Here is an 11,794-nt window from a genome sequence, read left to right as displayed (position 1 = left end):
ATATATTTGATTACTTCTCAATATTTCCGACATAGCAGCGCCTGTATTGTTCACAGTCTTCAAGGAATTTCAAAAATCTCAGCAAATCAGAGCATTTTTCTCTCACCAGAGACATAAAAGAGCGCTATCAAAACTACACAGGCAGGGTCATACAATTGCCTTGCTGCAAGCCTTAGAGGAATTACTAATAAAATTTGATATCAATAATGATATCGATGTAACGGCAGGCAGTAAATCAGTCAAACAGCTAGAGAAAAAGCTGGAGAAACTGGAATCCCATCTTGCTGATCAAGGCTCCTCGGTGGAAACAAAACTTGAAGCTATCACCAAAAAGCTGGAGCTAATCGAACGGGCAATCGCCTCTGGGAGATTGGGCAACAACAAACCGCGAAGACAAGTGCACCCATACCAACAAACACAAGTTGAATTACAACCCAGGACAAACGAAAGTCTTGCTCCAAGACTCGGTGTTAGCCCCCAAAGCCTGATTGCTGAAAGAGAAAAACTCAGCGCCAAAGAATTTTTGAGTTGGTCACGTAACCGCGACCCAATGAGCGTGGGTTGGGAATGGAATGCTCTTGACGAACTGTATCATCCGCTCAGGTGACGCAAGCGTTCACATTTCTGGGGTAGTGGCGCGATGGGCTACGTGGCGATCGCCGCTAATTTCTAATCGGGGCATGTCTCACAAAGCCTCAGCGATATCGTTTGAGGTTAAGAGAGCTAGCTTCATCTTCACCCACGTGTAGATAGTTGTCTATCGTGATTTTCCCTGACGAGTGTCCCAGCGTTTTAGTGATGATGTGAATAGGCGTGTTTTTAGCAGCGTGGGTGGCGTGGCTGTGCCGCAACCAGTGTGGGGAGGGGATGCGACTTAACCCTGCTACTTCGGCAATGGATTTGATGATGCGGCGGATGTGGCGATCGCAAATGGGTTCACCCGTTTTTTGGCTTGTGAAAAGCGGCTCGGTTTTGTCTTTAGCATGTTGTCGATTAGCTAAAAGGTACTGGTAAAGTTCTATTGGTATGGGAACATCGCGCTCCTTGTCTCCCTTGCCTACCACTTTAATGTAAGGTAGCCCAGACTGATTTGAATGCATGGTAGCCCAGGTTAAACTACTCTCACCTACCCGAATAGCACCGTAGTAAAAAAGCTCCAGAATTAGTTGGTTGCGTTGCGCCTGTATCTTTTTGTGAGAAGTGGGGGCTTGTTCTACAACTTGTGCAGCTGCATCGAATAGGATTTCAATCTCAGTCTCAGTCAGGGTGCGCTCCTTAATCTTTTTACGCTCCGGAGGTACTTTCAACAACATTGCAGGGTTTGCCCGCAAGTAGCCTACATCACAAGCGTAGCGCAGAAAGCTTTTAAGGGAAGCAAGACGACGGCGGACGGAAGCACGGGCAATTTCCCCTGTTTTCTCTTTTTTAAGTAGGTGGGCTTTGTAATTGTCCACATCTTCTTTGGTGGTGGTGTGCAAGTTTAAATTATCTAAATCTGGATAGTCAATGCCTAGTCGCCACTGAACAAAGTGCATCACGTCATTTCGGTATGCTCGCACAGTTTGCTCTGACTCCCTACTGGTGAGCCAACTAGAAAACAGTTCGCTGGTGGTTTCCGCCCCAGTGATTTTGGGTGTGCCAGTTGCCTGTACCACCGCTTCGACCGTTGCTTTGATCACCGCTAGTTGTTCCGGTGATAACTGAGCGATTACAACCCCTAATTCTTCTGTATCTACACCTGCGTCTGTACGTGATAACGTCATCACACAGCCTCAAAATAATACGCGGGACAAACCCGTTTTATCCACCCCCAAAAAATGTCCGATAACGTCTGTTCCCAGACATTTTTAGTCTCATTCTACTCTCCCTTGTTACTCTACTCACTACTAACGAAAAGGGTTTTGCCAAATTAATTGAAATGTTAACTTGTGTGAACGCACGAGTCGGTTTTCTGATATTCCTTTGCAAGGGCCTTCATCAGGCTCAGTATCCAAAACTACTCTTGGAATAGACATTCTGACATTAATTCACCGCCCGTGTTTGTTCCGGAAGCTGGTGCTGTTAGCTTCTTCCCAAGTAGCCGCAGGTGAACGGGAGCAACTGTTTAGGAGTGCGATGGGCTTACGCCCCGCCTTCTTGCGATGGCACCAATAAAGTGCAGATAATTCTCGTGAAAGCGCAATTTACCTACCTTGGTACGCCGTAAAATCCATCGTGTCAAGTCTAATTTGTTATTGAAATTCGGAAATCCTTTTCTAGTAAAGGCTACAGGTTTTAGGGGTAGACGGTAATTGCTAACCCACAGAACCTGTATTTTGAAAATCCCTTGCGCTGCGATGGCACAAAGCGCCCACCGTAGGTGATCGCAACACAATTAGGCTTTGCCTAGAGACTGGCATTCCAGAAAATGCCCATAATCTCTTTTTAGATGACAATTAATTGTTAAGTGGACATTTTAGCTTGGTGTCAGCGTTAATTCTTCACGCTTGGCGGAGTTGACAATTTTCACCAAATGCTGGTTTAAATAACTTTGGGCCGAAATGTACAGACTTTCCCAAATTTCTGAGTTGCGACAAATTTTAGTCCCCACTGTATTTCCTGCTGTTTTCTCGGATATCAAGTATTTACGGTAATAGTTAACCCACAGGTGTTGGAGAAAATCTTCGGCGAATTCCTCAAAAGGAATAATCCAGTTATAGTCTTGGTCTAGGAATACCCGATAGGATGCAATTATGGGTAGCGCCAGGTCAGTTGGCGCACCAAACCCAAACGAGTACTTGCTGTCGGGGAGAAGGGTAGTTTTGCGTGTATCGATTGATGCTAAATCGTTGACACCCTTTCTTCTGGGGTTGCTGATATGTTCTTGGATAATTTCGTACAGTCTTTGCTCTATCCACAGAGCTTTGGGAAGTAGAGGTAATAGAAGAGTTAATCTTTCCCTCTCAGTGTCTGTGATTTGGCTTGGGGTATTCGTACCTGTAGGGTGCTTGCTTCGTTTATTGCCGTCGGGATTGTATCTATTTCTGTCGAGGCAGTTGATCAGCTTGAACAAATGGTTAACATTACATTGAGCATTTCTTGGAGCGCCGCTTTGGTTTTGGTAATAGGCTATTCTGAATTTTCTATCTTCTTTCCGTTCTAACTGGGCTAAATACTGCTTGATAAATTTGTAATCTCCCCTAGCGTTCACTTTGGAGCGAGAATCTACTGGTGTTGTAGTATTGGATGCGAGGGCGATATCTTTAGCCTCCTCTTCCTGGAGGCCAATGTGGATGGTAACTTTGACTCTGGCTTGAGTTAGGTCATATTTGTAATTTTTAGCTTGCTCAAACGCTAAAACTGTGTGACCTCCATTGATAATGCCATCGCTACCCCCCTCGCTAGCTTCTAAGACTTCTAGCTCCAGTTCAGTTTTGTTTTTGCTAGGTTTAACTTTATTGGCTGACAGAACGATTCCACTGTGACGAGAGAAGAATTTTTCTGGTTGAGTCGTCACAGAGTCAAAGATTTGTCGGTATGTCGCACTTTTGCGGTTAGGTTCCCGGATGTTGGGTTCTAGGGGTAGGTTTGCGGGAAACGTGGCCACATGGGCGGTGGCGATGATGCAATTGGGGTTTGCATGGAAATAGTTGTCTACTTTAATAATCCAGTTTTTCGGCATGGGTGGTTTCTGCATCTTAGCGATACATTCTCAATTATTCTTCTCGTGGGAAGAAGCTCGCGCTTAAAGATTATATTTTACGGCTTATGTGAGTTGGAGTCTGGAAAGGCGTAAATACGTCAACATAGCTAAACATCTTGGCTAAACCACAGCCTGAAACCCTTGCTATCGGTAGGGCATTTTTAATTCACATAAGGCGTATTTTGTAATTTTGTCTAAATGCGATCGCTTGTAAAGTATGGCGAAAGTAGGGCGACGCAAAAATAAGCATTCCAGGTTTTTAGGGCGGCCACTTTATCCTTTAATTCCGGCCATCTTTTTCTTTAAGTGACAATTTATCTGCGATCGCCACAGTTGACGAGAGAGTCTAAACAAGTACTGGATATTTACACTAAAATTAGACTAATTGAGCTAAATAAGGAAGACTTGACGGGCAAGCTATAACCGTTAAAACTAAACTAAAGAATAAACCAAATTAATCCGTAAATAAGCAATTTTCCTACTAGCGAAGTATCTATGAAAACAGTAGAACTAATAAAAATTTTTCTAGCTTCTCCAGGCGATGTACAGACGGAAAGAAATTATGTTAAAGAAGTCGTCGCAACAATTAATCGTACTGTAGCTCAAGATAAAAATGTAAGACTAGAAGTAAAATGTTCTGAAAATGCATATCCTGGATACGGTAAAGACGGTCAGGCAATTATCAACGAGCAGATAGGCAAAATGGATGAATATGATTTATTTATCCTAATTATGAAAGACCGCTTTGGAAGTCCTACTAAGCGTCATGCATCTGGAACAGTTGAGGAGTTTACACTAGCTAGAAAAGCTCACAAGGAAAGAGGTAAGCCTGATATATGGTTTTATTCTGGCTCAATGAAGCAAGATGTAAAGAAGAAGGAAGATAAACAGCAGCAGGCGAAAGTAAAGGGATTTAGAACTAGGTATATAAATAATAGGTACGGTTTATTCAGAGACTATAAAAACCCTTCTAATTTTAAAAGTCAGTTACACGATCAACTTACTCTATGGTTGAATGATTATAGTAATAAAAAAACTAGGAAGAGTAGTACTACTTCAAAAACTAAGACTGTTTCACCCAAGAAAAAAGAGCCTATAGATCAAACAAAGGTAGCGAATAATTCTAATCAAGCAAGTTTAATTTCCAGGAAGCCAATAAAAGAAATAAAATCTGCCACTAACAAAAGTAAAACCACTGCTAAACCAAAAACTAATAATAGCAAAAGCATAAGTACTTCTGGTGCTTGGGTTTTACTTGATGACAATTTGTTTGAAACTAAATCAGTTTTTCAGGATGTTAATAGAAAGCTGATTCTTAACATACCGATTATAAATTCAGAACAGGAAACTAATCTACGATACCTACAAACCAACCATCGCTACGGTAACAGGCTTGTTTCTTATAGCTACCAAAATGATGCATCTATGGTACAAGTGGAGAGTATTGAAACTGATTCTATCAAAGGCAAAACTTCCTGCATAGTTACATTGAAACCAATACAACAGTCTAACAATTATAATATAGCTAGTTATAACAACTACAGTACAGAGCAAATTGCCGAGCTACAAATACGTTTTTTACTATTAAATGAAATTCAGGATAATCAAAATCAAGCCAATAATCCTATGCTGAATTATATGCTTACAGGAAGTAGCTATTCAATAAAGCTGGAAAAATTTATTTTTAGCGATATATGGAAGAAGTGGAAGAATAAGCCAAAAATGTTTTTAATCAATGCGCGACTGGCAGCAGTACATCTTTTGAAAAGCAAAAATATAGTTGAGCATATATTAAAATTTAACATCAGTCTTAATCAAAATGTTGTATCAATTGATTTTAGTGGAAAGATGCAGAATATTTACGCAAATCAAGAGCCAAAAACATTAAAGGTAAAAGGTAAATGTACTTTATAATTGGAAAGGTTATAGTTAGTATTCTAAAAGCAAGCTGATTCTAAAAAATCCTCTAACTTATATAAATCTATAGAATCTAAATCTTTAGGATATATCATTACTGTTAATTTTTTGGTTATAAACTTTTCTTTAGATGCTATAACGAAAGCTTCTATAATTAACTTAGCTAATGCCATCCTTGGTAAACCAGTACGAGCCAAGTCGGAGCCGATGATTGGAATGGTTACATTTTCGCTATGACCTTTGAGGCGGATTTCTTTCCAAAGATTGTTAAGAGATTGCAGAATATATTCAGAAGAAGATTGCACAGTTATATCATTATTCATATAACCATAGGCAGTTAAAAAATAACGTTTATCGTGTGTACCAAGCGTTATAGCTGTACCAATGGGATATCGACCAGTTTTACCTCGCTTTTTGTTAGTTTCTTCTTTACATAGATTACTTAACGGTTCAAGTGCTGTTTCAATATCCGCGTCTAGTCTTGCAATATCATTTGCATAAACTTTGGTTAAAAACTGTCCTTGAACACTTGAAGGTTTAATTATCTCTCCTAATTCAGTATCAAAAACATCATTAGTGCCTATTACAATATGACCTTTCTCATCAAAAATATCTCCTACTTTAACTTCAACCATTGAATCTGGAGATGATAGTTTATGGCAAAAACTTCTTCGAGGAAAGCACTTTAAGATAGCGAAAATAAAGCAGATGATTATCAATGCAAAGTAGCCTGTCCAACCAAAATCTGGCCTTCCAGGGAAAAAGAGCGAAACAGGTTTAGTCAGTAACCCCGCCAAACCAAAAAAACTGACAAATGAACTCCAAATTCGCTTTAAGCCAACTTTGCTAAACAATTTAAAATAAATTTCAATTGCCATAATCAAGTTTAATAAGCGGAACTTCTGTAACATTAAATTAAAACTCAATAATTATAAATCATTTTTGTTAGAGGCTATTTATAAAGTAAATCTAAAAGCCAGGATAAAAAAGTTCTGATAACGATAAGATACTTTATATGCAGTGAATTTACATAGATAGTCGGTATGGCGCGAAAGTCTTACCCCACAGATTTAACTGATATGGAGGTTTTGCCAATTTTGGCACTTAATCTGATAAGTGATATTGCATTCTAGATGTTCTCTAACTTGCATTCCCACAGCATATGCAAGCAATGGGGGTACCGAATTTCCGATTTCTCTTTGGGCGTGGAGTATTGCCTCACTGAAATTAAACCAATCAGGATAACTGTGCAAACGAGCAGCTTCTCTAACTGAGATAACTCGTGGCTGTTCTGGATGAAGGGGACGTAATGCAGTGCGGTTGCCACTCCCCGCTCTTAACGTTACGCAGAATCCATCCCATTGCAGCTTTTTTGATTTGGATTTAGCTTCCCTCGCACCTGGGGGAGTGTTGATGAATTGTTGAATTACTTCTGGTGTATGTGTTGTCGCTGCGAATCCCGTTCCAATGTTAGTTACTATACCAAGATTTGGGAATATTTTTTCAAGATACTTGGCATATTCTCCCTTCACCCAATCTGGATGCCATTCTTGAGTGTTTTGCTTGGGGAGTAGGGGGACTGGCAACAAGTCCGCGATCGCATCTCTAACTGTATGTTGAGGTTGATGCTTTGGCGGTATAATTTCTCCAAACTTAGATGCAACAAAAAACACCCTTTTTCTAGCTTGCGGAACCCCATAATCTGAAGCGTTCAGGTTCCATTTGCTAAGGAAATAATGTTCTTCTAGCACTGCTTGGAGGTTAGCAGTAATGCAGCCAAACTTCTGATTTTCAATCCCCGGCACATTCTCCATGATTGCCGCAAGGGGATTGAGTTCCAACACCAGGCGTACAAACTCCCCCACCAATGAGTTTCTCTCATCTTCAACATTTTGCAGTCCGGCAATGCTAAATCCTTGGCATGGTGGGCCACCAAAAACTGCATGAATTTCCCCATCCCAATCTACATACTTCGCCTGAATATGGGCGCGTATTTCTTCCCCTGTCACCTTCTGAATGTCTTTGCACAAAACTGTGGCGTGCGGGAAATTATGTTGGTATGTTGCTAGGGCGATGGGATTGTTATCAATGGCGATCGCTATTTCAAATCCTGCTGCTTTAAATCCCAAGTCAAATCCACCCACCCCGGAGAATAGGCTAACAGCTATTTTTTTGTTTGTTGCTGTTGAGTTCATCGAGATTCTAATTAATGTTAATTTCTTGCACTTGGCTTTTAACACATGTCAATTACAATCGGAGTTCTGCCTGAGTTTTAAGTCTGCCAACCATCTGTCTAACCGACTATTACTAACTGTTTCTTCTATTAGTGGGTAATCTATAGTGAAGACTTTATATACCCCTTCTGACTCCATCTCATAAAAGTTGACAATCAACCCTTCACGCTTGGCATTACTAAGCTTTTTGATTGCCTCTGGAAGCATCTGCCATACAGATTTCCTTTCGGAATCCGAGAGGAGGCTCCAAGCTTCTTCTTTAACTTGTTGATATTGCCATAGCCCCCGGCGCACTGAGGAATAATCTGAAGCTTTCCGCAATATGTCTGCGAGGACTTCTGCATCAGTTGCTGGGACTTCATTTGTACCGAACATCCCAGCTAATTTACTTTCTACTGCCTCAATCTCATCTTCTTCAAAGTCAATGTTTGACTCTTCAGGTTCTTCCAGGTATTCTTCGCAGTCATATTTTTCTGTATCCCTTTGCCACAAGGTTTCAAGTTCTCGCTGCATTACCTGAAGGTTTATTGGGTTGACGACACTTTCATCATTGGCAGGAATCAATTTTTCTATGGTGTCAGTGGGTTGTTCACAAGGGATTAGTTCTTCAAAAAAGCCGATTTCATTCTTGGCTATTTCAGCTTGATGCTTTTCATATAAATCAGCGATCGCCTTTCTGACAATTCGCTGTGGTGACAGTCCCAATTCCTCTATTAACTTCTCGGTAAACACTCCTGTTTGGTGGTCATCCTCCATAATTTTGCCGAAGGTGTAATATCTATTTCCATCTGGTGTTGCTCGCCAGTTGCCATCTTTTCTTTCTTGATTCATGGCTCTGAGAAATAATCTTCTTTTCTCAATCAGTTCTAACACTAATCCACAAGTCAATCCACCAATAGGAATACCTTTCAATTGATCAATTAGGATTTTGTAGTTCACAGAACATAACCGAAGTAGTAGCGATATTGGTAAAACCGCCAAGTGTTCCGGGCAACTGATAAATGTTTGAAAATTCTCGGCAATCCGCAGCGATCGCCTTTCCTCACCACTGCCCTTATCCCAACCGTACTCTTCTAACAGTGCGCGATATTCTTTTTTAGTGTAAGTCTGCTTGTACTCATAGAGTAGGAAAGCCGTATGGAGGTACTCTAGGGTACTTTGCTCTATGTGGGTGGTAGGATTGGAGTCTACCTGATGCTGCTCGACGTATAATTTATTTGCAAAAGTTGTTGTAGTCATGATATTGTATGCGCGGTCTTAATCTCTAAGACCAAGTTTCCTAATTCGACTAGTTAAATAAGTCAGGCCGCTTTTTCCCAATTTTCTGATGATGATTTGGAGATAGCAGCCAAGGCATAGCCCAAGGTGTACTTGTGAATTTTGGGCATTTTGTGAAACGACATATCCTGACCCCAATCTTGGACTGACTTGGTGCCAATATGTAATACTTGCGTGAGAGTTTTGACACAAGTTGCGCGAAAATTGGCGTGAGAGACAGTTTGTAATACTTGTTGTTCGCTTAACCCTTCGAGGAGTATTTTTTCTAGAAACGTTTGAGCATCTACTTCTGGTGCGTTGTATTCTCCTCTCAAGATGCTCTTTAGCTGCTTTGGCACAATTTCGGCGGCATGAATGTAAGCAAGTGAAACTTTGGAGTAGTTGGGTATCCCGTCAAAGTTGAGGTCACTTCCCCACTTGCGAACTGTTGGTCTTTGTACACCTAAGACTGCACACAGTACAGTGATACATTTTTTGCGGTATTGCGAGTCGGTTTCTTCTTCCAGCAGTTCTCTGGGAGTGAGTTCGGCGATATCAAAACAGTGGCGTAGAAATTGCCTTGGTTCTAAACCCTGAGTTGGTAGGATTTTGAGGGTGTTGTAGTGGTTCATGGCAGAGATTCCTATGGGTCAAGGGTTGACTAAGTGTTTAACTTTTTGGCTCAAAGCTAAAATTGAATTTTTTCTTGCATTTCACAAGTATTTTCGTTTGTGTGTAAATTCTATTTGGATAAATATAACTCTAGAGAATCTCTAGAGAGTCTGTCAAGCAAATTTTACGTTAAAATAGGAAAATAGATTCTGTAAAGCATCACTAGACCATCGCAAGAGATAATAAAGAGGATGTACATTAATGAAGACACAGCGAGAAGAAGTATTAGACATGGCAGAGGATAACGTTCGGTTTTCAATTACCCTATCCCCGTATGACTTTCGGAAGTTAAAGCTTTGGGCAAAGCTTCGGGGCCGTTCCCCTGCTGCGTTTGCCGCCCAAATCATCGCTGCAAGGATAGAAGCAAATTTTGAAACTATTAATCAGCAACTCGCAGAATATGCACGATATAAAGATATTTCTATCGAAGAATTGGAAGCTAGCCTTGATTCTGATAGTTAGGTAATTCGTCGGGCTGTATAGGTTGAATTATTTTTGCGATCGCAATCTAGCAGAACTAGAACTGACAAAACTTTACGCTCCAAATAGCCTGTGGCTAGTTTCGGTTCATGGAGTGTTAGATTATTTACAACCAGATGCTGTTATGCAGCTGTTACTCGATATAGCGAAGGTGCAACCGGAGGCAATATCAGTGCGGCTATTTTTAATTGGCAACTCGTGGTCGCGGAATTTTGCGAGTATAGAGCAACTGGCGACGGAATTAAATTCAATTTGAACGCGCGACAAAGGAGCAACTTGACCAAATGCTCAAAACCTGGGAGTGTTTGTTAAATTAGCAGTAGACATCACTCAATTTCAGCTTCTGCCCAACCTTTAATCGCTCCTACAATAAAAGCACCTACAGGGTTATCAATGGCTTTCTCGAACGCTTGAAGACCACCTTCTTTAACTGCGTTGACAACCCGTTGTTTCAAAATTTGGTCACTTTCTATACGCTCAATAACTTTTGTCGCTACTACCATCTGCCCTGTTGTGGTGTTGGTGGGGTAAGTCTGCTCTAGCTGTTGCAGAAGCTGCTGTATCTCTGCGGCTGCTTCTGCAAGAGTCTGCTTCTGCTCCGAAGGATAGTTGTTTATAGTGCCACCGAGTTGATTTGCCTCAACGTTCTCACTATAGCCAACACCAATTGATGCCCCACTTTGGTTGATATTTATTTTGCGCTCTGACATAGTTTCTACATAATTTTGATTGTTGCTCATGGTAACATTACCTCCTGTAATCATAATTTTTTGATTATTAATTATCTGATTACCAAGTTTCTGCCTCATTGCATCTATCACCTTAGCCACTACAGCATCAGTATCTGAACGAAGCTGCGATAGAGAGTCCAAGATTTCTTGGACATCGTACTCATCAGTAATTTCAATTCCGTAATGTGGAGACTGAAGCTGTCCAGCAACAAGATGGAAGCGATCGCAAAGAAACCTAATTAATTTCACTGGTTGTTTTATGCTGTTACCAACTTGAAAGTAATGCTCCCAGCTTGCCAGAAACACCTGGTTAACAGTTTTTTGCAGAGAAAGATATAGTACAGCAGCATGAGAAGTGTCATGCGCCGAGACAGATACTGTTATACAACTAGAAAGTAAAGCCTTATCTATTTCACTTTCAAGCACTCTAAAACCAACTATTTGAGCCAAATATGAATGAAAAGGACATATCAACTTAACCAGGGCCAGTTCATCAATAGTCATTTCTTCTGGCAACGGTAGATTTTTCAGCTTCCAAGATACAGAAAGAATTTTTGCTGCATAAATGCCGAGGATAAATGTCCATAATTCGCCATGAACTAATCTCTGTTCTCCCTCTGCTAATACATCCTGCAACCAACGCAAGTCTTCAGGGCGAACCTTTGGGCAAGAGCTTACACCAAGCGATATACCCAACAGTTCTACAGGTCGATAAAAAAACGAAGCTCGATCCGAAGGAAATGCTTCACGAGAGGCCAGTCGCGTCAAACCGTTTGCCCAAGCTGACAAAAAACTCTCACCAAAAACTCTGCCACAAGCAA

The 11,794-nt window shown here is 40.9% G+C and carries 11 protein-coding genes and 1 pseudogene; 5 read left to right on the top strand and 7 right to left on the bottom strand.

Going from position 1 to position 11,794, the window contains the following annotated elements; genetic code table 11:
* Positions 1-46 precede the first annotated feature (46 nt).
* On the top strand, positions 47-607 hold the full coding sequence (locus tag LC653_RS41490; RefSeq protein WP_233718923.1) for a hypothetical protein: 561 nt from the start codon (positions 47-49) through the stop codon (positions 605-607).
* 88 nt (positions 608-695) lie between these two features.
* Here the strand turns inward: LC653_RS41490 and LC653_RS41485 are convergent, their stop codons facing one another.
* A complete protein-coding gene (locus LC653_RS41485) occupies positions 696-1,763 on the bottom strand; it encodes a tyrosine-type recombinase/integrase (RefSeq protein WP_229501123.1) in 1,068 nt (355 codons plus the stop codon).
* A gap of 163 nt (positions 1,764-1,926) precedes the next feature.
* On the opposite strand from LC653_RS41485, the gene LC653_RS41480 reads away from it, so the two are divergent.
* Entirely contained in the window at positions 1,927-2,154 is a 228-nt protein-coding gene (locus LC653_RS41480; RefSeq protein ID WP_229501122.1) for a hypothetical protein, read from the top strand.
* A gap of 301 nt (positions 2,155-2,455) precedes the next feature.
* Here the strand turns inward: LC653_RS41480 and LC653_RS41475 are convergent, their stop codons facing one another.
* Positions 2,456-3,661: an AIPR family protein gene (locus LC653_RS41475; RefSeq protein ID WP_229501121.1), complete on the bottom strand. Its 1,206-nt coding sequence runs from the start codon at positions 3,659-3,661 to the stop codon at positions 2,456-2,458.
* A 516-nt stretch (positions 3,662-4,177) separates the two neighbouring features.
* Between LC653_RS41475 and LC653_RS41470 the strand changes: the two genes are divergently transcribed.
* Positions 4,178-5,596, top strand: a complete 1,419-nt coding sequence (locus tag LC653_RS41470) for a DUF4062 domain-containing protein (RefSeq protein ID WP_229501120.1) — start codon at positions 4,178-4,180, stop codon at positions 5,594-5,596.
* Positions 5,597-5,619: 23 nt separating this feature from the next.
* On the opposite strand, the gene LC653_RS41465 is transcribed toward LC653_RS41470, so the two are convergent.
* The 4 genes from LC653_RS41465 to LC653_RS41450 all read right to left on the bottom strand — a co-directional run bounded on the left by LC653_RS41465 (position 5,620) and on the right by LC653_RS41450 (position 9,722).
* On the bottom strand, positions 5,620-6,477 hold the full coding sequence (locus LC653_RS41465; RefSeq protein ID WP_229501119.1) for a macro domain-containing protein: 858 nt from the start codon (positions 6,475-6,477) through the stop codon (positions 5,620-5,622).
* Positions 6,478-6,669: 192 nt separating this feature from the next.
* Entirely contained in the window at positions 6,670-7,794 is a 1,125-nt protein-coding gene (locus LC653_RS41460) for a DNA cytosine methyltransferase (protein ID WP_229501118.1), read from the bottom strand.
* Positions 7,795-7,842: 48 nt separating this feature from the next.
* Complete coding sequence (locus tag LC653_RS41455; protein WP_229501117.1) at positions 7,843-9,072, bottom strand: Alr2735 family protein; 1,230 nt, start codon at positions 9,070-9,072, stop codon at positions 7,843-7,845.
* Between the two features lie 62 nt (positions 9,073-9,134).
* Complete coding sequence (locus LC653_RS41450; RefSeq protein WP_229501116.1) at positions 9,135-9,722, bottom strand: hypothetical protein; 588 nt, start codon at positions 9,720-9,722, stop codon at positions 9,135-9,137.
* Positions 9,723-9,963: 241 nt separating this feature from the next.
* Between LC653_RS41450 and LC653_RS41445 the strand changes: the two genes are divergently transcribed.
* Together LC653_RS41445 and LC653_RS41440 are read left to right on the top strand one after the other, a co-directional pair.
* Positions 9,964-10,224 carry a hypothetical protein gene (locus LC653_RS41445; RefSeq protein WP_229501115.1) on the top strand — a complete coding sequence of 87 codons (261 nt, stop codon included), beginning with the start codon at positions 9,964-9,966 and terminating at the stop codon, positions 10,222-10,224.
* Positions 10,225-10,246: 22 nt separating this feature from the next.
* Positions 10,247-10,498: a hypothetical protein gene (locus tag LC653_RS41440; protein WP_229501114.1), complete on the top strand. Its 252-nt coding sequence runs from the start codon at positions 10,247-10,249 to the stop codon at positions 10,496-10,498.
* A 70-nt stretch (positions 10,499-10,568) separates the two neighbouring features.
* Here the strand turns inward: LC653_RS41440 and LC653_RS41435 are convergent.
* Positions 10,569-11,794, bottom strand: a pseudogene (locus LC653_RS41435) (hypothetical protein); the annotation flags it as partial.

The organism is Nostoc mirabile CHAB5784 (genome assembly GCF_020829645.1).
GTDB classification, from domain to species: Bacteria; Cyanobacteriota; Cyanobacteriia; order Cyanobacteriales; family Nostocaceae; genus Nostoc; species Nostoc mirabile.
Note: the sequence above shows the minus strand (reverse complement) of the source record. Positions and strands in the feature narration are given on the sequence as shown.

Excerpts from the sequence above, each read along its gene's own strand:
- LC653_RS41455 (WP_229501117.1), bottom strand. The coding sequence starts at position 9,072 with ATGACTACAACAACTTTTGCAAATAAATTATACGTCGAGCAGCATCAG.
- LC653_RS41475 (WP_229501121.1), bottom strand. The coding sequence starts at position 3,661 with ATGCCGAAAAACTGGATTATTAAAGTAGACAACTATTTCCATGCAAAC.
- LC653_RS41485 (WP_229501123.1), bottom strand. The coding sequence starts at position 1,763 with ATGACGTTATCACGTACAGACGCAGGTGTAGATACAGAAGAATTAGGG.
- LC653_RS41470 (WP_229501120.1), top strand. The coding sequence starts at position 4,178 with ATGAAAACAGTAGAACTAATAAAAATTTTTCTAGCTTCTCCAGGCGAT.
- LC653_RS41465 (WP_229501119.1), bottom strand. The coding sequence starts at position 6,477 with ATGGCAATTGAAATTTATTTTAAATTGTTTAGCAAAGTTGGCTTAAAG.
- LC653_RS41445 (WP_229501115.1), top strand. The coding sequence starts at position 9,964 with ATGAAGACACAGCGAGAAGAAGTATTAGACATGGCAGAGGATAACGTT.
- LC653_RS41450 (WP_229501116.1), bottom strand. The coding sequence starts at position 9,722 with ATGAACCACTACAACACCCTCAAAATCCTACCAACTCAGGGTTTAGAA.
- LC653_RS41460 (WP_229501118.1), bottom strand. The coding sequence starts at position 7,794 with ATGAACTCAACAGCAACAAACAAAAAAATAGCTGTTAGCCTATTCTCC.